Below are 22918 nucleotides of genomic sequence, written 5' to 3' on the forward strand. Positions count from 1 at the left end.
GCCCACCGTGACGAAGAACTCACTGCGGCAGAGATGACGAGACGGTGAACGGCGGTCGAAGTCGGGGCAGAATCCAGCAGCATTTTCCTCCGACGTAACCCGATGTCCATATCCGGGGCGTACCTGTGGTTGATCGACAGGTTCGCTTGCCCGGTGTACCGGCAGGCGGACGAGCTCCACGACGGGACCGGTGAATGTACGAAGAACCGAGCAGGATCGCGGCGATCGTTCCCTGCCACAACGAGGAGATCACCGTCGCCAAGGTCGTCGGCGACCTCAAGGCCGCTGTTCCGGGGATCACGGTCTACGTCTACGACAACTGCTCACACGACCGCACCTCGCAGCGCGCTGCCGAAGCCGGTGCCATCGTGCGCAGGGAGAACATTCCCGGCAAGGGCAACGTCGTCCGGCGGGCCTTCGCCGATATCGACGCCGACATCTACGTGATGATCGACGGCGACGACACCTACGAGGCGGCTAACCTGCCCGAGATGATCGACACCCTGATCTCCGGCCCGTACGACCACGTGCTCGGGATCCGTCAGGACAATCAGGAGACGACGTCGTATCGTCCCGGCCACGAAGTCGGCAACAAGATGTTCAACCGGCTGACCGGGTGGCTCTTCGGCTCGCAGGTGACCGACATGCTGTCCGGCTGCCGCGTGTTCTCCCGCCGCTTCGTCAAATCATTCCCCGCGATCAGCCGCCGCTTCGAGATCGAAACCGAGCTGACCGTGCACACGATGTCCCTGCGCCTTCCCACCGCCGAGGTGGCCGTGGACTTCCGTGACCGACCCGACGGAAGCGAGTCGAAGCTCTCGACCTTCAAAGACGGGTTCCGCATCCTCGGGCTGATCTCCGCCCTCGTCCGGCACGAACGGCCCCGATTGTTCTACGGCACGCTCACCGCTGTGCTCGCCGTACTGTCGCTGATCTTCGGTCTGCCGGTGGTGTGGGAGTTCTGTCAGACCGGGCTCGTGCCCCGGTTCCCGACGGCGATCCTCGCCACCGGGCTCATGGGGCTGGCGTTCCTGCTCGGCAGCGTCGGTCTGACCTTGGACGGTCTGCGCCGGGCCAGGCGTGAGACCTCACGGCTGGCCTATCTCGGTCTGCCCGCCGTCTGCGATTCGGCAGCGGAGACTTCCTGGGGCGACTCCGCGCGGAAGGCCGGCGAGGGTGCGGCCGCCTCCGGCATCGACTCATTGCTGTCGGAGCCGGCGAACACCGACTATCGGACTCGAACCCGAGTGAGGACCACGCTCGCTTCATGAGTCGTTCGACCGTCCTCGGGTGGTTGAGGTCCCCTCTGGTGTGGGATCTTCTGCTCGCTCTCGTCACCGTCGTCTGGTCGTTCGTCTTCATCCGGCTGTTCCTCCCCGGTCGGATCAATGTCGACATCGGCAATCAGTACCAACAGGCGATCGGGCAGGCCCCGTTCACGGACTGGCACCCTCCCGTGATGAGCATCGTCTGGAGACTGCTCATCGACCTCACCGGCCGACCGGGCAGCCTGTTCGTCCTCCAGGTGGTCCTGATCGCCGCCGCCGCACTCCTCATCGGCGTGATCATCAATCGCAGCGGTGCACCGCGGTGGATCTCACTGTTGGGCCCCGTCAGCATGGCGACCCCCTGGGCGGTTTCACAGCTGACGACGCTGTGGAAAGACACCCAGATGGCGGCGGCACTGATGCTGGCCGTGGCACTGCTGGTCATCACCCGGCTGGTGCCGAGGGCATGGCTGCTGTGGCTTCCTGCGATCCTCCTGCTCGTCTACGCGGTCGGCCTGCGCAAGAACGCCGTGTTCGCGCTCATTCCCATCGCCGTCTACGGGGCGTTCTGCCTGCGCGGACCGTTGCGCGGCGGGCTGCGCACGGTCATGGATCGAGCGCCGAGGTGGGGCTTGGCGGGACTGTCCGTGCTCGTCATCGGCGTCGTCGGGTTCGGCAGCGCTGCCACCGAGTCGGTCATCGAGTCGCGCGTCGAGGTCGCGCACAACGGTCAGATCTCCCAGATCTTCCTCGACGATGTCATGTTCTCCGTTCCCGATGCGGAACTCCGGGCCGCGGACGCGCCGGCCGAGCTCAAAGACCACATCAGTTCGGCCCGCGACACATGCCTGGAGAAGGGCGAGATCTGGGATGCCTATTGGAACTGCTACGGCAGAGGGGACACCGGACGCGCATTCAGCCCGTTGGAGTACCAGGACGAGCTGAAGGACCTATGGCTGAACGAGGTGATCACCCACCCGGTCCGCTACATCGAGTATCGCTCGGCAGTGTTCTCGTCCTACTTCTTCTCCTCGAAGCTCGAATACTGGGAAGCGGACTGGAACGGCGACGCCGAGAAGGTCGGCTACGAGACCGGCAACGCCAAAGCTGACTTTATCTTCCGTCCGTACGTCGAGGACTTCGCTCTGGCGACATTCCCGATGCTGTTCAAACCATGGTTCTGGAGCCTCGTCGCCGCGGCACTGCTCGGTCTCGCGTACCGAGAGCACAAGCGAGGCGGGACCGGACCTGCGCATTCCTTCTGTCCGGAGATCACGGTGCTCTCGACCTCGGCGCTGTGCTACGTGTTCGGATACTTCCCGATCGTTCCGGCCGATCACTTCCGATACACGTACTGGCCGGCGCTGGCCGTCACCGTCGCCTTCGTCCTCTGGCTCGCCCAGCGCGGCATCCAGCGAGTCCGAAACCTGGAGCCATAGACTGGTGCCAGTTATGAAAGAGTCAATCTCGGACCGTCTCCGGCGCCTCGCGGTGGAAGCCTTCAAGTTCCTCACCGTCGGCGGGCTCGGCTATATCGTCGACGTCGGGCTGTCCAACGTGCTGGCCTACGGGCTCGGTCCGATCCCCGCCCTCCTCGAGGGCAGCCCCATCAAGTCGAAGATCATCTCGACGATCCTCGCGATGATCGTCGTGTGGATCGGCAACAGACTCTGGACCTATGGGGACCGGACCACGCACTCGAATATGCGCGGAATCGTCCTCTTCGTCGCCGTCAACCTCGCCGGCATGGTCATCTCGGTCATCCCGCTCGGTGTCACCTGGTACCTGCTCGACATGCGCGACCAGCTCACCTACAACATCTCGACGAATGTCATCGGCATCGGCCTGGCCATGGTCTTCCGCTTCTACGCCTACCGCACCTGGGTATTCAAAGACGAAGCACCCGACACCGAGGTGGTCGTGGCCTTGGACGAGCCGAGCCGCGTCCCCGACGACCGGGACTGAGACTTACTGCGGAATCATGGTTGCAAACGGACGGTTTCCGGCGAGAAAAGTATCCGGAGTTGACCTATTCTCGGGGCGTCGGGGCGTCGGGGCGTCGGGGTGCCGGGGCGTAGGGGCGCGGGCAGCGGAGATCAGCGGGTGCGGCGCAGCTTGCGATAGGCGCTGACGACGGGGGCGGGGGTGACGGTGCGCAGCTCGGCGCGAAGCAGCATCCGCTTCTGCTTGAGCAGCGCCGCCCGACGGTTGGGCAGCTGACCGGCCCGAGCCCGGGTGGCCAACAGCCCGAGGTCGCGGCGCAGCTGCCCATCGTCCAGATGGAAGTAGTTCTCGGCCAACCACTCCGGGTCCGGGAATCCGATGGATCCGGCGGCGACCTCGGCGAGACTGCCGGTGGCACCGGAGTATTCGAAGACCTCGTTGAGCAGCTCAGCATTGAAACCGAAGTCCGAGATGAGCAGGGTCGGCACACCTCGGTCGATGGACTCGAGCGCCGCCGTCGAGGACACGGTGACCAGGGCCGAATCGTCTGTGAGGAAGTTGCTGAGGGGACCGTAGCCCAACTCGACGCGTGCGGCACCGGGGACGTTCCGGGTGCGGAAGTCCTCGAGGATCTCGAAGTAGGAATGCTGTTCGTGATGAGTCTCGAACTCACCGGGGCGCGATCGCATCTTGATGACCGCAGTCGAATCCGGGTGCCGGTCGGCGAATTCGGCCAGGGCCGCGATGATCGCCTCACGGTCGGCTCGCTCCGCCGGGACCTTCGCCTGCGGAGCGAACACGAGGGTGCGCGGGACCGCCTCGGCGGTGGACTTCGTCAGCTGCGGAATACGCTTCGAACGCAGCATCGGCAGGCGCGCCAACATCACTTCGCACGGGACCTGGGACCGTGCGCTCGCCTCGGTGTAGGCAGCCACCTCGGCGGAGGAATGGGCGATGAACGCATCCATCAGCCGGCGATAATTCATCCCCTTGCCGCTGGCCGGCAGGCCCATTCCGGGCAGGCCCGAGACCAATGCGGGCCGGTCGGTGCGGGTGTGTGCGGTGAGGAAGACCTGGGCGACGATCGGACCGGTGGCGGCACCGAGGACGATGTCGGGGGAGTGGTCGGCGATGACCTGCGCGAGGTCGGCCCGCGAGATGACGGGGACCTCGCGATGTTCCCAGTCGGTGCCGGCGACGGCGCTGGCGATCTGCTCGGCGGTCGGCAGGATGGGATTGTCGATGAGGAACACGCGCCCCTCGACATCCGGCAGGCTGGACAGCAGCTGGGTCGCCCACTTGAGGTAGGACTCGCTGTCGGAGACCGAGAGGATGCGGACGGGAGCAGGCCCGGCCGATCGCCGAGGCGGGGCGTCGGAGTGTGACGGCAGCATCGGTCCGCTGCAGTGGGGATCTCCGGGTTCAGGAATCGTCATCTGCCTTGACCGACTGGGCGTTGAGGGACTGTCGCAGACTATCGGGTGAGGCCCCGGTCCACCACTTCGCGGGGATCTCGGTGACGTCGATGGTCACGTCGGGATTGAGCACGGCCAGGGACACGGCCGCGGTCGACGGCAGGCTGCGGATCGTCGAGTTCGCCGGCAGATTGATCAGCCGCAGTTCGATCGGCAGACCGAGGTGCTTGATCCGCACCCGCTCGTCACGGTCGAGGTCGAAGAGGAACTCCTCGGTCTCACGCCGGTGCGGATAGTAGGTGATCGATCCGTGGGTGTCGATGATGTCGTCGACCCAGGCCCGGTAGGCGAAGGCGTCGATGAGTCCGTCGGCGGCCAGGGACGAACCGATGACCGGATTGTCCCGCGGGTGGCTGCCGCCGGTGGGCAGGGTCTGGAGGTGCTCGAACCGGTGACGGGTGATCTCGCCGCCGGACTTGAGGAACGCCTTGCGCAGCGGCTTCGCCACCGGCAGAGCCGTGTGCCAGCGCAGCTTTCCCACGGTCGCCAGGCCCCGCATTCGGTCGGCGACGTGCGCGGCCATGACCGCGCGAGAGGCCTTGAGCTTCTGCCGGGGACGCACGAGGGGACCGCGCTTGGCCGTGAGGATCTCGATCGCCGAATACGTCGCCAGCCCGTCGTCGAGGATGACGACCTCGGGCATGCGACGTTCCAGATACGCCATCGCCAGGGCTCTGTGCACCTGACCGGAGCAGGCATCGCCGAGGTAGATCCGGTCGAAGGCCGTTTTGCGCAGCAGTCCCGGCGTCGCCCCGTCGCGTTCGAGGCGGACGTTCTTCGGCAGCCAGGCCGGGTCGAAGGCGTCGAGGAAGGACGTCATGCCCTTGGCGCTCGCTCGGGCCCGGATGAGCAGATCCTCGGACGGCTCATGGGACTCGAGAGCGGAGAGGAACTGCAGTGGGGATTCGACGAAAGCGACGGCGGCGCGGCGCTTCTTCTTCGGTGTCACCGGTGTTGGATCCGTTTCATGATGCGGTGTTGTTTTCTCGCCACAGCTCTGATCACGAGCGTTCCCGAGCGTTTGATCATCCGCTTCGGAGCAAACGCCTTCGACGTGCTGCCCGGCAGAGCCAGCGCGGTGAGGCGGCGGCGCTTGAAATAGCGGCTGAACCCGCCGGCGGAATCGCCGCTGTCGATGCGCTCGTCGAAGACCTCGGTGAGGAAGTCTGTCGCCGTGTCGCGCAGATCGTGCGACAGCGTCGGCGCCATGCAGTAGGTGACCGCCGCGAGCAGACGCTCCAGCTGCGGGGGCGTGCCGGCCTCGTCCGGAGCGCTGCCGTCGCAGACTTCGGAGATGATCGTCAACGGGATGCGGTTGCTGTTCTGATAGGGAGCGATGGCTTCGAGGAGCGGATCCGTGCCCACGGCCAGGGCGGGCACCCGGTAGATCTGGCGTGCAGTCATCAGCGCGGTCGAGAACCCGCCGACGATGAGGTCGGGAGACAACCGGTCGATGATGACCTCGGCCATGACGGGCAGGTCGAACACCTGCAGAGTGATCCCGAGTCGCTGTGCCGCTTCGAACAGCGGTCCGGTCTGCGACGGGGGAGCGGCCGGGTGCGGTTTGAACACCACGACTTCCAGGCCCCGCGCAGCAGCGGCCTCGATCATGTCGATGTGCAGCTGCGTCTCCTCCTCGGAGGTGATGAGCCCGAGCGCCGACAGATACTGACCGACGACCAGCGCCCACGGGCGAGTCCCCGACGGTGCGGCACCCAGAACATCTCCCAGCTCCGCCTCAAGCACGTGAGCCGAATGCTCACCGAGCTCGCGCACCACGGCGGTGAATGACTTGTCCCCCAACGGACGGTGGGCGATGCCGAATTCGTCGAGCAGCCTCGGAGAGATTCCCGGCACCAGCGGCAGATAGTGCAGCACGGACATGCGCTGCCCGTTCGTCAGCGGAATCTGATTGCGGGTGGGACCGAAGCTCATCAGCCCATCGGCATGCACCCTCATCGTCGCTCGCGAGAACACTCGTCCCAGGGCAATAGCGGGGTTGACCTGGGGTGATTCGATGACGAGCTCGATCTCGTCGGCCTCATCCAACCCCCACCGGCCACGCAGATACGACTCCACGACCGGCAGATCCGCATGATCGGGCCGCCACGACGACGGATGTACGTGCAGAGGCGCGAGCGCTTCGTTGAGGTCGACGACCCGGTCGAAGCGGTCCACCAACGAGGCGGCTCCCGGCGCATCGACGAATGACTCGGAGAGTTCCATGACGACGGCATTGTTGCTGACCAGGAGGATCCGCTCGGTCGCAGCCGGAGCGTCCTCGGGTGCGAGCCCATCGGTTCCCATCAGCGCCGGAGCCGCCGGCCGGTCATAGTCACCGCCGTCGATTCCCGCCGCCAGGCAGACGAGCTCGAACAGCGTCGAGGCCAGAAAGATCTGTTTCACTTCATCATCTCCAGCACGAACGAAGGTGCGTCATTGAGGTAGCTGCTGACATTGAGCTGCCGTCCCTGCTTCTGCAGAACGAATTCCTCGCGCAGATATTCGGGCGGGATCTTCGCCGAGATCGTTCGCGCGCCTCGTCGCAGCTGATGACGCAGCGACGCCGGGGACGCTGCGAACCGATTGATCTGATGATCGAGGATGGCCAACCAGTTCCGAATCGCCTTCGGCCACAGCCGGTCGGCGTCCGGTTCGGCGGCCACGAGGTCGAAGATCTGCCCGAATGCCCGAATGAAGTCCAGCTGCCGGATGTCGACGATGCGCGACAGCGAACCCGCCAGCCCCCTCCGATAGAGGATTCCCGGAGCATCGACGACGGCGAACGACTCGGCCTGCAGATGCAGACGCCAGATCCACGACCGGTCTTCGGCGGTCATGAAGTTCTCCGGGAAATGGAGGATCCCCTGTTCGAGCACCCGCCGGTGAAAGATCCCGGCCCATGCGAACGGATAGTCGACCATCGTCGATTCGTAGACGGGCAGGATCCCCACCTTGGGATCCAACGTCACATCGCGCACCGACATCGGTGCGAGTTTGCGCACTCGCTTCGTCCCTTCGACCGTCGTATGGTCACAGCGGATGAAATCGACTCCGAGCCTGTGTGCGGCCGCAAGCATCGCGGACAGGTGTCCCGGAGCCAGCCAATCATCCCCGTCGAGGAAGATGATGTGTTCCCCTCGAGCGGATGCCAGCCCCTTGTTGCGGGCGTTGGCCAGCCCCGTCGCCTCGGGGTTGGTGAGCACCTCGAAATGGGGGAACCACTGACTGAATTCGTCCAGCAGCTCCGGTGTCTCATCACTCGATCCGTCGTTGACGAAGATCAGCTGAGTGCGGTCCCACACGGGGCCCTGCTGCCGCAGCGAACGGAACAGGGTGCTCAGGTAGGGGGCACCATCTTTGGCGGGAATGATGATGCTCAGGTCGAAATCGGTCACGGTGTCTCTCCGAAGATTGCGGTCACGGGCGGGTCCGCCCGACCGTCGGTGGGGCGGAGATGGAAGAGCCACCTCGGCGGTGGAAGATCTTCGCCGAGGTGGCTGCGCCGATTGCTCAGGCCGTGACCTTGCGCAGGGAATCGATCTTCGATTCCTCGCCCGGCATGACGCGCTTGACTCCGTCGCCGAAGGCGGTTTCGAGGACGCGGACGCCCTTGACGAGGGAGGCGAACTCGCGTGGTTCCATCGATGCGGACTGGTCGGATCCCCACATCGAGGAGTCGAGTGTGATGTGACGTTCGATTGTCACGGCGCCCAGTGCGGCAGCGGCGAAGGAGATCTCGAGGCCGAGCTCGTGACCGGAGTAGCCGACGGGGACTCCGTAGCGCTCACGCATGGCCGGGATCGCTGTGAGGTTGACCTCTTCGGGCGGCAGCGGGTAGGTCGAGGTGGCGTGCATGAGCACGAGCCTGTCGCGGTCGAAGATCTCGACGGCCCTGTCCAGGGTCTCCCAGTCGGACATGCCCGAGGAGCACAGGACGGGCTTGCCGGTGGCGGCGATCGCGCGCAGCAGTTCGAAGTCCGTCAGCGAGGCCGAAGCCACCTTATAGGTCAGCGCATCGAACTCGTTCTCGAGGAAGTCGACGGAATCGGTGTCCCACGGGGACGCGAACCACTGAAGTCCGACTTCCTTGGCGTAGCGGTCGATCTCGGCGTATTCGTCGATGCCGAACTCGACGCGGTACTTGTAGTCGATGTAGGTCATCTCGCCCCATGGGGTCGAGCGCATCTTCGACTTCTGGTGTTCGGGGACGGCCACCTCGGGGTTGCGCTTCTGGAACTTCACGGCCTGTGCACCGGCGGTGACGGCGACATCCATGAGCTGCTTGGCGATGTCGACGTCGCCGTTGTGGTTGATGCCGATCTCACCGATCATGTACACGGGCTGGTTCGGGCCGACGAGGTGCTCTCCGATGGCCACGGGGGCGAGTTGATCAGTCATGAAACCTGCTTTCGGTTGGTACGCGAAATCTCCGCGCGGTGGGTGAACTGCGGCTGCTGCCGCGGGACGGACGATTGTTGGTCGGGGAAGGCGGACGCACGGCCGGACAGGGCCGCTGACTGCTCGTCGGACATGGCCGCCGACCGTTCGCCGGACATGGCGGCCGACTGATGTTCGGCCAGGTGTCCTGACCGGTGGTCGGCGGTCAGCGTCGATGGGTGTCCGGTGGGCGATCGCAGTGAGGTCAGGGTCGGATTCGGGAACGGTTCGGCCGCCTCGGCGGGGATGGGGATGAGGTCGCAGGCCTCACGGACCGCGCCCCGTCCGCCGGATCGGTCGAGGACGACGCGGGCGGCGGCGAGGACCCGCGGGTGGGCGTCGGCGACGGCGATGGGCCAGCCGACGACGTCGAAGGCTTCGAGGTCGTTGATGTCGTTGCCGACGTAGGCGACGCGGGCCGGATCGAGGTCGTTGGCGGTGATCCACGCGTCGAGGATGCTCGCCTTGTTGTCGATGCCCTGGGCGACGTCGACGCCCAGCTTCTCCGCGCGGCGGGTCACGACCGGGTTGCGTTCCTTCGACAGGATCATCACGGGCACGCCGGACTTCACGAGGCGGGAGATGCCCATGCCGTCGCCGCGGTGGACGCGGACCTGCTCGTTGCCGTCCTGGTCGACGTAGGCGCCGTCGTCGGTGTGGACGCCGTCGAAGTCGGTGACCAGGGCGTCGACATCGATGACCTGCGCGGTCTCCTGTGTCGAGGCGATGGCGCGGACGAGGGTGAGGTCGGACATGTCGTCGATCTCGCGGGCGTGCTCGGGCGGGACCTCCTCGATGCCGATGCGGCCGAAGAAGCGATGCTCGTGTTCGAGCAGCCCGGAGGTGCGCATGACGTAGAAGGCACCGGTTTCGTTGAAGTGCTTGGCACGGTCTTGGCGGCGCGGGCGGAAACTCGCCTCGTGGCCGACGGCCACGGCCTGGGTGTCGTCGTCGAGGCGCCACAGGAAGGAGTGGTCTTCGACGGCGGAGAAGACGACATCGGCGGCGTCGGCGCGGACCGTGCGGACCGCGTTCTCGATGGAGGCGGAGTCGATGAAGGGGGAGGTGCACTGCATGAACACGGTGATGTCGAAGTCCTCGTCGAGGGTCGACAGGGTGTGGATGAGTGCGGATTCGCTGGTGGCGGTGTCACCGGCGATCTCGGCGGGGCGGTGGGCCACCTCGGCGCCGGCGCGCAGGGCTTCGGCTGCGATTCCGTCGTGGTCTGTTGAGACGATCACACGGTCGATGCTCGGGCTGGCCTGGGCGGCGTTGATGGCGCGGGCCAGCAGCGAGATGCCGGCGACCTTCTGCAGGTTCTTCAGCGGGATGCCCTTGGACCCTCCGCGCGCCGGGATGATCGCGACGGTGCGGTGGGCGTCGGGGCCGCCGGTCGGTGCGTTGCCGGCTGGCGCAGAGGTGGCTGGTGTGTTGCCGGCTGGTGCAGTGGTGGCTGACGCGGTGGTGGTGGTCGGAGCGGTGGTGGTTGGTGCAGAGGTGGTCGGTGCGGAGGTGGGGGTGGTGCTTTCTGCCGCCTGGGCTGCGGCCACGGTGGTGCGCGCATCCGGCATCTGCTCGGTTGCGTTGGGCTCGTCGGTCGTCGATTGGTCATTCACAATGATTCGACGCTAACGACGCGGTGTTACTTCCAGATGAACACGCCGTGTCTCCGAGGCGACCCTTCGATGGCGAACCCGTGACGGTTCGGACGGTGGGCGATCGTCATCACGTTTTGGCCAGATCATCGGTCCGCGCCCCGATGATCTGTGCAGAGAGTGACTCACCGGGGGACAGAAGGTGATGAGGGCTGGAACAAGACGTGAGGGAAAGCCATGCGAGAGAGCCATGCGAGAGAGCTACGCGGGAGAGCCCCGCGGACGGCAATGCGCACGCGAGGGCGACTGGACTACCAAGCTGTCCCGCACGTAGCGGCGAAACCTGGTCAGCGCCAGGTGATGTTCCACATCCGGTTGTTCCAGGCGGAGAACGGGATGACCTCGCCGGTGTAGATGGGCCAGAAGTAGGCGAAAGCCATCACCGCAGCGACGAGGACTAGGCCGACGCACAGCCTCCTTGCAAGCAGTGCCGCCGAGATCCGCGCGAACCGCTGCCGCAGCGAGCGTCGCCGAGCGCCCGCCCCAGGCTTCGCCATCGCGGCGTCCGAAAGAGGCCCCGTGGAACCGGCCAGCGCCTCCGGCTCGAGCGGCCCGGTCTCGGACGCCCGCGCGAGCTCAACCTGGCCCGGCGACACCCGTATGCCCACGGACGCTTGCCCGCCACCGGGCACTCGGCCCCAGACGAGGGTCAGGCCGTACGTCACGGCCAGCACCACGAAGGGCACCATGACGATGGTGTAGAAGGTGAAGATCGTCCGTTCCTGGTAGGCGAACCACGGCAGCCAGGTCGCGGCGAGTCCGGCGAGGATGACGGCCGGGCGGACGTCTCGGCGGATGATCCACACGATGAGGCAGACGAGCACCGCCAGGGGCGCCAATCCCCAGATCACAGGGTTGCCCACCGAGGTGATCGCCGAGGAGCACTTCTCGGCCATGCATCCCATGTCGCCCTGGTCGTAGGACTCGTAGTAGAACGACGTCGGCCGCCACTGCACGATCCAACCCCACGGGTTCGACATGTACGGGTGCTCCGAGTCGAGCCCGACATGGAACGAATACGCCGTGTAGTGGTAGTGCGCCAACGACGGCAGCCAGTCCAGCCAGTCCGGCAGCGCGCGCCACCAGCCGAAGTTCTCCGCGGCCCACTGCCGGTCCCACGCATCGTCCGACCGGATCCATCCCGACCAGCACGCCACATAGGTCACGAGCGCGATCGGCACGAGCTTGAAGAACGAGGGGATGCTGTCGCGGATGAACATGCCCAGCCATGGATGCCCGGCTCCGGCCCGATACCGCGAATGCACATCCCACAGGACGAGCAGAATCCCGAACACCGCCAGCGCGTACAGACCCGACCACTTCACTCCCATTGCCAAGCCGAGACTGATCCCGGCGGCAAAGATCCAAGGACGCGCGCCGAGGCGGGGCCCGAAGTTGAGCGCATCGCTGGACCTGGTCCGACGCCGCCGTCGGGCTCCCGCGGTGGGTGGAGCCGCCTCGGTGACGGGGGTGGAGGAGACCGACTCGCTGAGTCCGCCCGGGAAGGTCCGGGGGACCTCATCGGGGTCGGTTCGGGAAGGCGCTCCAGCGCCTGCGGGGGCGGTTCGGGAAGTGGGTGCCGCCTCGGTGGGGGTCGAATTGGGGGTCGGAGCCGCCCCGGTGAGGGTGGATGGGGAAGACGTATTCGTCGTCGATCGGGTCCAGGCAGCCAGGCGTTTCGTCACCTGCTCGCGGTCGAGGAGGATGAAGAAGAAGGCGAGGAGGACGAAGGCCATGAGCACGATGTCGAGCAGGCTCGTGCGGGAGTGGACGAAGTGCTCGCCGTCGATGGCGAGCAGGCCGGCGGCGACGCAGGCGAAGAAGGCCGAGCGGAAGAGCTTCCAGGCGATGACGCCGAGGAGGAAGATCGTGAGGGTGCCGATGATCGCCACGGTGAAGCGCCAGCCGAACGAGTCGTCGGCGCCGAAGAGGTCGATGCCCCACCCGATGAGCCATTTGCCCAGAGGCGGGTGAACGACGTATTCGGGGGTGGATTCGATGACGCTGGGGTCGCCGGCGTTGAAGGAGTCGTCGGCGTTCTCGGGCCAGGAGCGCTCATAGCCGAAGTTGAAGACCGAGTAGCCGTCCTTGACGTAATAGGTCTCGTCGAAGATCAGCCGGTGCGGGAAGTCGAGGCGGAAGAGACGCAGAGCAGCGCCGATTCCGGTGATGACGAGGAGGGCGGGCCACATCCACAATGGCGCGCGGGTGGCCCACATGCCGGCGTGGAAGGTCTCGCGGCGCATCGCAGCGGCACCGGCGCGCACCTTTTCGCGTCTCCTCGCCAGGCGCTCGCGGGCGATGCGCCGGGTGGGGGCCGGGGAGTCTGCGGTGTGTGTCATCGAAGTCCAGTTTAGAGATCTCGGCGGGCGGGGCTCTCATACGACCCGCAGGGAAGAGTGGGGCGACGGTCGGGTGGGACGGCGACGGTCGGGTAGGCGGGCGACGGTCGGGCGGGACGGCCGGCGGGTGGGCCGGTGACGGTCGGCTGGGTCGGCCTGGCATGAGGTTCGGCACGGTGAGCGAGATTCTTGGGCATTCGCCGATGCGCATCACTAGAGTAGTAGGAGACAGCCGGAGTCCGAGCGAAATGGTGCACAACGTGTCGAACAACCCCAACTACCGCCCGAGCGATCCTCCCCAGGTCGGCTCGCAGCAGTTCAACAACAACTATGGATCCCAGCCGCAGTACGGGCAGGGGCAGGCGGCCCAGTACGGCTCCGGCGCCGAGCAGTACGGATCCGGCTCGGGACAATATGGGTCTAACGCTGGGCAGTATGGATCTGGCGCTGGACAGTACGGGTCTGGCGCTGGACAGTATTCGCAGGGACAGCCGTATGGGCAGGGCGGGGACTTCGGACAGTCCGGCACCTATGGGCAGCAGAACTCGTACGGGCAGTCCGGCGGCTACAGTCAGCCTGGCGCCTACAGTCAGCCGAGCGCCTACGATGCGTACAGCCAGCAGGGCGTTTACAGTCAGCCGGGTGCGTACAGCCAGCCGATGACCTACGGGGCGCAGCCGATCTACGTCCGGCCCGCACCCAACAAAATGGCCGTGTGGTCGATGTGGATGGGCATCATCGGAATCGGCGGAGGATTCGTCTGCGGTCTGCTGTCGATGATTCCCTTCATCGGCGTCATCTTCAGCATCATCGCGATGTTCCTCTGGATCGCACCGGTGCTCGCCGTCATCTTCGGTCACATCGGTCTCAGCCAGATCAAACGCACCGGCGAAGAGGGCCGCGGACAGGCGATCGCCGGCCTGATCATCGGCTACGTCAGCATTGCGCTCGGGCTCATCGTGGCCGTCATCGTGGTCGGGGTCTTCGGCCTCGGCTTCCTCAGCATGATGGGCAGCTACTGAGCCGTCCTGTATGGCCTGGGGGCGTTGCCCGGGGTCACGCGGTTACGGGACGGCGCGGCCGCCTCGGTGAGGGTGTCTTGAATCGGGTGGTGCGGCCGCCTCGGTGAGGGTGTCCTGAATCGGACGGCGCGGCCGCCTCGGTGAGGGTGTCCTGCAACGGGTGGTGCAGGACTGCAACACGATTCGGCCGGTGCGCTCGTCGCACGTCGGTAGCGTTGATGTCAGACGTCGGGACAGCCGTTGAGGACGGCCCGGACCGGACTCAGAGATCAACGACAGCCAGTGGAACGGATCGGACATGAACACTCGCGTACTGCCCTCGGGAACACCTACACCGGATCGAACGGTTCGGCCTACGCTCCCGTCGCGGTCCACTCGCCCGCACCGGTTCGCACTCCGGCCGCGGTCCACTCGCCGGCACCGGTCCACTCGCCCGCCCCGATTCAGGCTCCCGTGACCTACGGAAACCGGGCACCGGTCGTCGTCTGCCAGCAGGTGGCGCCGACGAACACCTCGGCGATCGTGGCGTTGGTGCTCACGCTCATCTCGTTCGTCACCTCGGTCTTCTTCCTCGGCTTCATCGGCATCATCTTCGGCCATGTCGCCCGCTCGCAGATCAAGGCCCGCGGTGAACGCGGCAACGGTATGGCCGTCGCCGCGCTGTGGCTGGGCTACCTGAGCGTGATCTTCTGGGTCGTGTTCTGGCTGATCTACTTCGGCGTCATCGCGCTCGTGATCGGAGTGGCCATCGCCGCCGGAGGAGGAACCGTCAGCTGACGCCGCGGCATCCGGGGAGCCCGGCCCGATAACCCGCCCCACGGCCCCAGCCTCGGCAACTGTGGTTGACCTGTAACCGCTCAACCTTTTGCCGCCACCGACGACTCTGTACCGTTGAAGGCAACCACAAGGAGACTTCGCTATGAGCAGCCAGAACAACTGGAACAACCCGGACATGTATTACCAGCAGCCCCAGTCGAACGCGGGCGGCACATACGGTGCCCAGTCCTACAGCCAGAACAACGCCTACGCGGCCAATGCTCAGTACGCCGGCGGGCCCGGCTACATGTACCAGCAGCTTCCGCCGACGAACGTGTTGGCCATCGTCGGCATGTGCGCCTCGATCTTCGGTTTCATCTCGTCGATCTTCATCGGCGGCATCGCGGGCATCATCATGGGCCACATCGCCCGCAAGCAGATCCGCGAACGCGGAGAACGCGGCGACGGCATGGCGGTCGCCGCACTGTGGGTCGGCTACATCGGCACCGCACTCTGGATCCTCTTCTGGGTCGTCTACGTCGGAATCTTCGTCCTCATCTTCGGCGCGGCAATGGTCGGCGCAGGTTCGGCCAGTTGAGTTCAGACGCCTTCGCGTCCTCTGGCCCGGTCGCCGAGACTGACCCGGGAATCGGGGACGACGAAAACCTCGCCGAGGCGGCCGTGCCCGACGGCTTCGACCAGACCGACCGCGCGGGGCTGGGATCGGGTTCGAACCTCACCGGCGGTCGACTGATCCTGGTCGGGACTCCGATCGGCAACCTCGGCGATGCGAGTCCGCGGATGCGGGAGGCCATCGAAACCGCCGATGTCATCGCCGCCGAGGACACCCGCCGGTTCCTGTCCTTGGCACAGCGGTTGCAGCTGAGCCACACGAAGCGGGTCATCAGCGTCTTCGATCACAACGAGGGCCATCGCGCACCCGAGCTCGTCGAGCTCATCGCCGCTGGTGAGACCGTTGTTCTGCTCTCCGACGCGGGGATGCCCGCCGTCTCCGATCCCGGCTACCGCGTGGTCAAAGCCTGCGCTGAGGCGGGACAACCGATCACGTCCACTCCGGGTCCCTCCGCGGTGCTCATGGCGCTCGCGGTCTCGGGACTGCCCAGCGACCGGTTCAGTTTCGAAGGGTTCCTGCCGCGCAAGTCCGGGCAGCGCAAGACCCTGCTGACCGAACTCAAGGCCGAGAAGCGGACGATGGTGTTCTTCGAGAGCCCGCACCGCATCGCCGATGCGATGGACGACTTCGCCGAAATCATCGGAGTCGACCGTCCCATGGCCATCAGCCGCGAGCTGACGAAGACCTACGAGGAGACTCTGCGCGGGACGGTGGGATCCCTGCGTACACAGGCTGCCGGCGGACTGCGCGGAGAACTGACCCTCGTGCTCGCCGGGGCCACCGAGGTCGAGTCGGCACCGGAGGACCACCTCGGCGAGGTCAGCGCGCTGGTCGACTCCGGTGTGAGAGCCAAGGATGCGGCAGGGCAGGTGGCGAAGAAGTTCGGCCTGTCGAAGCGCGACGTCTACGAGGCCTGGCTCCACCGCGAGTGACGCGATGCGGGCAGTGCGGAGGGCGGGCGACGTTCCTTCGCAGGCGACCACCGTGCTCCAGCGGGTGATTTGCGTTCCGGAAGAGCGAACGCCGACGAATCCACTTACACATCAGCCACGTTGAAAAGTTCGATACACCTTCCTGTGAAATGCACACAAAAGAACGTGAGCAACTCGGAAGAGCCCGTACCGAAAACGGAGTCGGGCCGCGAAAATGAGGGGCAACGGTCAGGATGACTCGACAGCTGTCTCGTGTGCACAGCGCCGATGACTTCGACGCCTCTTCTTGTGGGCGGAGCGAGGCTTTCCACAGAGGGTGCTTTCACCGCGTGACAAGACCGCGGTGCAGTCGCACGATCAGCAGATGAAACTCGAATATTTGGACAAGTACAACGTCGTCGATTACAGAACCCTCAGAGCTGTAGGGATGACCCATGAAGCGATCTCCAGCGCAGTGAACTGCTGCATGCTGAGGCTGACCCGCGGAATCTATTCGATCGTTCGTGCCTGCAATGTGAAGAAGCACCGGTCGGCATCGGTGTTGATCATGGATGAAGACTGGGTCGAATACTTCCGTTCGGCGACGGGCGCAAGCCGCGAAGGCGACCACCGATTCAGCGAACACATTGCCCGACTGGGAATCGTGCACTATCGCCACTTCAGGGCAGATGACGCTGTCAGCGGAGTGTCCGCCGCGATCCTCCACGAACTGCCGTTGTTCAAGGCAGAGCTCGAGCGGATCGTGGTGACGAATCCGACCGCTTACTCGAGCAGCCCCGAGATCATCAGGCGGAAACGACAATACAGTGCTGAGGACGTTTGCACAGTGCACGGTGTCAGAACACTCACCTCTGTCCGCACCGGGCTGGATCTGATTGCCGAGAAAGGCCCGGCAGATGGCATGGCCGCTTTGGAAGGGGGACTGCGCGCACAAGTCGAACGAGAGTCCGGCGACGCCAGAATCGGAATGCATGACCCACGGCGCATGCACGCCGTCGGACGAGAGATCGTGGCTCGTGATTTCGTCCCAGCGGCGATGCGCCTGCGTCGGGGGAGGAAACGCGCTCTGCGAATCTTGACGATCATCAGCCCGCTCTCTGAGAACTACGCGGAGAGTCGGACCTCGTTTGCCCTTCATCAGATGGGTCTGCACGATTTCACTCAGCAATGGAACGTTGGGCGCGATGGCTCGCTTCTCGCGAGGCTCGACTTCCTTCACAGGCCCACGAACACTGTCCTCGCATTCGACGGAGGTCAGAAGTATGCCGACTTCGGCGGAGAGAGGCTCAAACACGAAGGTCATCAGCAGAACGAGCTGTTGAACATGGGGTTCAGAATCGTGCATCTGCAGTTTGGCGACGTCACCAATCTGAAGCAGTTTGAGATGAAGGTGTTCGGCCAGGCTCCGCAGCTCCTGGAATTCAGGGGCAAACCGACGTTGCAATAGAGCAGGTCTATCGGTCGGCCCGGTGGTTTGCCCGCCGGACAGTCCCACGATCTATTCAGCGGCCGCCCCAAACGGTCCGGGTCGCCAGTTCTCTCGCCACTCTCGGTCCCCTCCGTCAGGTCAGTCGGCCGAATCGGTCCCCTCCGTCAGGTCAGTCGGCCGAATCGGTCCACTCCGTCAGGTCAGTCGGCCGAAGCGGTCCACTCGAGCGAGGGAGCCGCCTTGTCGCAATCAATCCACGATCGGAATCGGTGGCTCGGTGCTGGAGCACAACACTTCACAGTTGGAGCACAGGGAGGGTCAAAGGAGGCAGCCGGAATGCATGGAGGTGGGTGAGGCAAGGCCGGGCAACGAAATGTTCGGGGAACACGGCCGCGAATGGTGCACTTCTCTCTGAAATGCTCAGGTTGATCAGTGAGCATTTCAGAGAAACCCATACCCAAACAGAGACTGGCGTTGCAGACTCCCCGCCGAGGCCGTGCGCGCCGCCTGCGCCGCAGTCCAACGCCCTGCCCCGCACCGTACCCGCCCACACGCACTGCCCTCAGTCCCACCTGCACCCGCCTATGCGCGCCTGCGCGGCGGCGTCCCTTAGACTGAGTTCCCTATGGGTTACTACTTGACGACAGCGATTGCCTACCCCAATGGGGCCATTCACATCGGGCATGCCTATGAGTACATTGCGGCCGACACGATCGCCCGGTTCAAGCGACTGGACAATCACGATGTCTTCTTCTGCACCGGCACGGACGAGCACGGTCTGAAGATGCTGCAGGCGGCGAACAAGCTCGGCATCACCCCCAAAGAGCTCGCTGACGACAACGCGAAGAACTTCCGCGACACCCAGCTCGCCCTCGGCTCGACCTTCGACCGGTTCATCCGCACCACCGACGAAGACCACTACACCGCGTCGCAGGCCATCTGGCGCAAGCTCGAAGAGGCCGGCGACATCTACCTCGACACCTACTCCGGCTGGTACTCCGTGCGTGACGAGGCCTTCTACACCGATGACGAGACCGAGGTCGTCGACGGTGTGCGCCTGTCCAAGGAGACCCGCACCGAGGTGACTTGGACGGAAGAGGAGTCCTACTTCTTCCGCCTCTCGAAATACCAGGACAAGCTGCTCGAACTGTACAAGAACCACCCGGAGTTCATCGGTCCGGACTCCCGCCGCAACGAGATCGCCTCCTTCGTCGCCTCCGGGCTCAAGGACCTCTCGGTCTCCCGCACCACCTTCGACTGGGGTGTGCCGGTGCCCGGCAACGACAAACACGTGATGTACGTGTGGATCGACGCCCTGACGAACTACCTCACCGCCGCCGGCTACCCCGATGACCAGGAGCGCCTGAACAAATGGTGGCCCGCCGACGTCCACATCATCGGCAAGGACATCATCCGCTTCCACTCGGTCTACTGGCCCGCGTTCCTCATGAGCGCCGGCATCGAGCTGCCGAGGCGCGTCCACGCCCACGGATTCCTCTTCAACGCCGGTGAGAAGATGTCGAAGTCCGTCGGCAACGTCGTCGACCCGCTCGACCTCGTCGACGCCTTCGGCCTGGACACCCTGCGCTTCTTCCTCTTCCGCGAGTTCTCCTACGGCCACGACGGCTCGTACACGAAGGACTCGATCATCACCCGGAAGAACTCCGACCTCGCCAACGAATACGGCAACCTCGCCCAGCGTTCGCTGTCGATGATCCAGAAGAACTGCGACGCCCAGGTTCCGCAGCCCGGCGTTCTCACCGAGGCGGACGAGAAGCTCCTCGCCCTCGCCCGTGCCGTGCCCGACACCGCCCGGCGCCACGTCGACACCCAGGCCCTCCACCTCTATGTCGAGGCCTGCTGGAAGGTGCTCTCGGAGGCCAACCGCTACTTCTCCGCGCAGGAGCCGTGGAAGCTGAAGAAGACCGATCCCGACCGCATGGCCACCGTGCTGTGGGTGACGATCGAGGTCGTGCGCATCATCTCCATCCTCATCCAGCCGGTCATGCCCGGATCCGCGGGCAAGATCCTCGACCTCCTCGGTGTGCCCGCCGGCGTCGGTGAGGCCGGTGCGAAGGTCCTGCCGACCGCCGTCGATTCCGGGTCCGGCGCCGAGGCGATGGGAGCCGTGTCCGCGAGTGCGGCCATCGGCGTCGCCGCCGGTGCCGCCTACGCGTCGGCCGCCCTGGCGCCGAACGTCGCCGAGGCCGCTGCCGACGGCATCGCCGCCGCCGAGGCCGATCCCCGGTCTTTCGCGGCCGTCGAATTCCCGCTCGAGCCGGGCACACCCCTGCCGAAGCCCGAACCCGTGTTCCCGAAGTTCGTGGAGGAGACCGAATAATGGCCTCGCGCGCCGCCGGAACCTATCCACCGGTGCCCGAACCGCTCGCTCACCCCATCGTCGACACCCACACCCACCTCGACATCTGCACGGGTGTGCGGCTGCCGCTGGGTGCCGGTGAACCCGAACCCGAAGTGACCCCGGACGCGGACGAAGAGTTCCCGTCGCTGGATCTCTTCCATGACACCGCCGCCGAGGCGGGGGTCCGTCGCATCGTCCAGATCGGCTGTGACCTTCCGGCAGCCCGGTGGACGACCGAGCTCGTGGCTTCCCAATATTCACGCACCCCCGCCGAGGCGGCCACAGAAGTGGGATCCCTCGCCGAGGCGGACGGCCACCGCACCGTGCCCACTCCTCCTGCTGAGGGACGGACCTGGATGATCGGCGGGGTCGCCCTCCACCCGAACGAAGCCCCGCGGCTGGCCGAGAGGGGCCTGCTCGACGACGCGCTCACCGAGATCGAATCGCTCGTGTCCTCGCACGAGCGCATGCGCGTGGTGGGGGAGACCGGACTCGATTACTTCCGCACAGGAGAAGAGGGCGTCGCCGAACAGCAGCGTTCCTTCCGTGCCCATATCGAGATCGCCAAGCGCACCGGACGCGCCCTGCAGATCCACGACCGGGAGGCACACGCGGATGTGCTGCGCATCCTCAAGGAGGAAGGCGCCCCCGAGGTCACGATCTTCCACTGCTACTCCGGTGACGAGGCGATGGCCCGCGAATGTGCGGCCGAGGGCTATTACATGTCGTTTGCCGGCAACCTCACGTTCAAGAACGCCGACGAGCTGCGGCGGGCGGCGGCTTCCGCTCCGCTGGAGCTGCTGCTGACGGAGACCGATGCACCCTTCCTCACCCCGCACCCACATCGCGGGAAGCCGGGAGGTCCCTATCTCACCGCGATCACGGCGCGGAAACTCGCCGACGTGCGCGGGATGAGCGAAGAAGATCTCTGCGCTGCCGTGTGGAACAACGCGGAGCGTGCCTTCGACAGCTGGGACTGAGCAGGGTTCAGTCCTTCGTTCTGTGAGCGAGGTAACGGGACGCAGGGCCGCCTCGGCGAGGAAATATCACGGTCGGGAATGCCCCGGAAACAAGGGGGAACTCCAGGTCAGACGCGCCCTCAGGAAACTCACACCGTTACATTTCCGTGATATTTTGCGGAGCGTGTAACGAATCGGTTACAGTGAACAGGTCGATAAACTCTGCTCAGGGATATTTTTGTGATTGATTTTCTGAAGAACCGCAAGGTTCAGATCGCTGCACAGGCGGTCGTGATCACCGGACTCGTCGGTGGCACGGGCGCTGTCGTGACCATGAACAAGCCTGTGACCTTGGAGGTCAACGGACAGGCCGAGGAGATCCGGACCTTCGGTGGAACCGTCGGGGACATCCTCGACAGCCACGAAATCGATGTCGATAAGCGCGACCACGTCAAGCCCGGTGTGGGCACCAAGGTCGACCGTGACATGACGATCACCGTCAACACGGCGAAGAAGGTCGCGCTGTCCGTCGATGGCAAGGATACGAACGAATGGACCAACGCGAACACCGTGGGTCAGGCTCTGGCCGACCTCGGCGTGGACGCGAAGGGCGCCGACCTCAACGCAAAGGCCAGTCAGCGGCTGAAGGACGAGGGCAATGACATCGACGTGACCACGTCGAAGGACCTCACCGTCGTCGCCGACGGCAAGGACCACAAGGTCTCGGCCGCTGTCGGCACCGCGAAGGAAGCGCTCAAGGACACGGGCGTCAAGCTCGACAAGGACGACTTCCTGTCCGTGCCGATGTCCGCCGAGGTCTCCGACGGCCAGGTGCTGACCGTCAACCGCGTGAAGAACGACACCGTCAAGGACAAGCAGGCCATCAAAGCCGAGGTCGAGACCAAGAAGTCCGATTCCCTCTTTGAGGGCGAGACCAAGGTCGAGGCCGAAGGCAAGGACGGCCAGAAGCAGGTCACCTACAAGGTCAAGACGATCAACGGCGAAGAGGTCAAGAAGGAGAAGAAGGACGAGAAGGTCCTCTCCGAACCCAAGGCCAAGGTCGTCGTCCAGGGCACCAAGCAGAAGGAAGAACCGGCTGACACCGGCGGCTCCGATTCCGGTGACTCCGGTGACTCCGGTTCGGGCGACTCCGGTGACTCGAGCACCGGCGGCGGCTCCGGCTCCAGCGGCGGCTCGATGAGCACCCAGGAGATCAAGGACATGCTCGGCGGACCCGGTTCCAAGTGGTACCAGGTCGTACAGTGCGAGTCGAACTTCGACCCCAAGGCCTCGAACGGCACGCACTTCGGTCTGTTCCAGTTCCTTCCGCAGACCTGGCACTCCATGGGAGGCAGCGGCAACCCGTCCGACGCCAGCCCGCAGGAGCAGTTCCAGCGTGCGAAGAAGCTCCAGGCCGAGGCCGGCTGGGGCCAGTGGACCTGCGCCTGATCAGCTGCCGCTTCTGGGGCACCGGATCGGCAAGCGCCGGTCGGTCGCCTGACCGGCAACGAGCTCTGGCCGCCATTGACAACCGATATCGACAACTGAGCTGAGGCGGTCAGCAAGGAGCGTGGGCCCCGAGGATCTCTCCTCGGGGCCCACGCTTTTTGCCCCCAGTCTGAACTTTCGCCCAGAGCATGACGAATTGCTGGCACTCAAGTTGACCGAGTGCTAAGAGCGTTCTAGAGTCGAATTAGCAC

Annotated in this window: 19 protein-coding genes; 11 read left to right on the plus strand and 8 right to left on the minus strand. The window is 65.2% G+C overall.

Going from position 1 to position 22918, the window contains the following annotated elements; all coding sequences use genetic code 11:
- The first annotated feature begins 194 nt into the window (after positions 1-194).
- The 3 genes from GUY37_RS04655 to GUY37_RS04665 are packed head-to-tail and all read left to right on the plus strand — an operon-like array spanning position 195 to position 3233.
- Complete coding sequence (locus tag GUY37_RS04655; protein ID WP_166822808.1) at positions 195-1271, plus strand: glycosyltransferase; 1077 nt, start codon at positions 195-197, stop codon at positions 1269-1271.
- The gene (locus GUY37_RS04660; protein WP_166822810.1) at positions 1268-2707 is read left to right on the plus strand and encodes a hypothetical protein; all 1440 of its coding nucleotides are present in this window, start codon (positions 1268-1270) and stop codon (positions 2705-2707) included. Before GUY37_RS04655 ends, GUY37_RS04660 begins: the two co-directional genes overlap by 4 nt.
- Before the next feature lie 13 nt (positions 2708-2720).
- Entirely contained in the window at positions 2721-3233 is a 513-nt protein-coding gene (locus GUY37_RS04665; RefSeq protein WP_166822813.1) for a GtrA family protein, read from the plus strand.
- 131 nt (positions 3234-3364) lie between these two features.
- On the opposite strand, the gene GUY37_RS04670 is transcribed toward GUY37_RS04665, so the two are convergent.
- The 8 genes from GUY37_RS04670 to GUY37_RS04705 all read right to left on the minus strand — a co-directional run bounded on the left by GUY37_RS04670 (position 3365) and on the right by GUY37_RS04705 (position 13321).
- On the minus strand, positions 3365-4606 hold the full coding sequence (locus GUY37_RS04670) for a DUF6716 putative glycosyltransferase (RefSeq protein WP_166822816.1): 1242 nt from the start codon (positions 4604-4606) through the stop codon (positions 3365-3367).
- Positions 4607-4634: 28 nt separating this feature from the next.
- Positions 4635-5636: a hypothetical protein gene (locus GUY37_RS04675; RefSeq protein WP_166822819.1), complete on the minus strand. Its 1002-nt coding sequence runs from the start codon at positions 5634-5636 to the stop codon at positions 4635-4637.
- Entirely contained in the window at positions 5633-7093 is a 1461-nt protein-coding gene (locus tag GUY37_RS04680) for a polysialyltransferase family glycosyltransferase (protein ID WP_166822822.1), read from the minus strand. The genes GUY37_RS04675 and GUY37_RS04680 overlap by 4 nt, the downstream gene beginning before the upstream one ends.
- Positions 7090-8085 (minus strand): glycosyltransferase family 2 protein, encoded by a 996-nt coding sequence (locus GUY37_RS04685; protein ID WP_166822825.1) that lies wholly within the window; start codon positions 8083-8085, stop codon positions 7090-7092. Before GUY37_RS04685 ends, GUY37_RS04680 begins: the two co-directional genes overlap by 4 nt.
- A 115-nt stretch (positions 8086-8200) precedes the next feature.
- Complete coding sequence (locus GUY37_RS04690) at positions 8201-9088, minus strand: N-acetylneuraminate synthase family protein (RefSeq protein WP_166822828.1); 888 nt, start codon at positions 9086-9088, stop codon at positions 8201-8203.
- Positions 9085-10743, minus strand: a complete 1659-nt coding sequence (locus tag GUY37_RS04695) for an acylneuraminate cytidylyltransferase (protein ID WP_228278364.1) — start codon at positions 10741-10743, stop codon at positions 9085-9087. Before GUY37_RS04695 ends, GUY37_RS04690 begins: the two co-directional genes overlap by 4 nt.
- Before the next feature lie 326 nt (positions 10744-11069).
- The gene (locus GUY37_RS19120; RefSeq protein WP_228278365.1) at positions 11070-13124 is read right to left on the minus strand and encodes a dolichyl-phosphate-mannose--protein mannosyltransferase; all 2055 of its coding nucleotides are present in this window, start codon (positions 13122-13124) and stop codon (positions 11070-11072) included.
- 11 nt (positions 13125-13135) lie between these two features.
- Positions 13136-13321, minus strand: a complete 186-nt coding sequence (locus GUY37_RS04705) for a hypothetical protein (protein ID WP_166822831.1) — start codon at positions 13319-13321, stop codon at positions 13136-13138.
- A gap of 63 nt (positions 13322-13384) precedes the next feature.
- Here GUY37_RS04705 and GUY37_RS04710 point away from each other — a divergent pair, with 63 nt between their 5' ends.
- The 8 genes from GUY37_RS04710 (at position 13385) to GUY37_RS04745 (ending at position 22667) form a co-directional block, all read left to right on the plus strand.
- Positions 13385-14146 (plus strand): DUF4190 domain-containing protein, encoded by a 762-nt coding sequence (locus GUY37_RS04710; protein WP_228278366.1) that lies wholly within the window; start codon positions 13385-13387, stop codon positions 14144-14146.
- A gap of 282 nt (positions 14147-14428) precedes the next feature.
- A complete protein-coding gene (locus GUY37_RS04715) occupies positions 14429-14923 on the plus strand; it encodes a DUF4190 domain-containing protein (protein WP_208094764.1) in 495 nt (164 codons plus the stop codon).
- Between the two features lie 142 nt (positions 14924-15065).
- Entirely contained in the window at positions 15066-15500 is a 435-nt protein-coding gene (locus GUY37_RS04720; protein WP_166822834.1) for a DUF4190 domain-containing protein, read from the plus strand.
- Positions 15497-16468: a 16S rRNA (cytidine(1402)-2'-O)-methyltransferase gene (gene rsmI / locus GUY37_RS04725; protein WP_228278367.1), complete on the plus strand. Its 972-nt coding sequence runs from the start codon at positions 15497-15499 to the stop codon at positions 16466-16468. The genes GUY37_RS04720 and rsmI overlap by 4 nt, the downstream gene beginning before the upstream one ends.
- A gap of 364 nt (positions 16469-16832) precedes the next feature.
- Positions 16833-17915 carry a hypothetical protein gene (locus GUY37_RS04730; protein ID WP_166822836.1) on the plus strand — a complete coding sequence of 361 codons (1083 nt, stop codon included), beginning with the start codon at positions 16833-16835 and terminating at the stop codon, positions 17913-17915.
- 607 nt (positions 17916-18522) lie between these two features.
- On the plus strand, positions 18523-20238 hold the full coding sequence (gene metG / locus GUY37_RS04735) for a methionine--tRNA ligase (RefSeq protein WP_166822839.1): 1716 nt from the start codon (positions 18523-18525) through the stop codon (positions 20236-20238).
- Positions 20238-21239 (plus strand): TatD family hydrolase, encoded by a 1002-nt coding sequence (locus GUY37_RS04740; protein WP_166822842.1) that lies wholly within the window; start codon positions 20238-20240, stop codon positions 21237-21239. The genes metG and GUY37_RS04740 overlap by 1 nt, the downstream gene beginning before the upstream one ends.
- Before the next feature lie 219 nt (positions 21240-21458).
- A complete protein-coding gene (locus GUY37_RS04745; RefSeq protein ID WP_166822845.1) occupies positions 21459-22667 on the plus strand; it encodes a resuscitation-promoting factor in 1209 nt (402 codons plus the stop codon).
- The last annotated feature ends 251 nt before the right edge of the window (positions 22668-22918 follow it).

The sequence above is a fragment of the Brevibacterium limosum genome (genome assembly GCF_011617705.1).
GTDB classification, from domain to species: Bacteria; Actinomycetota; Actinomycetes; order Actinomycetales; family Brevibacteriaceae; genus Brevibacterium; species Brevibacterium limosum.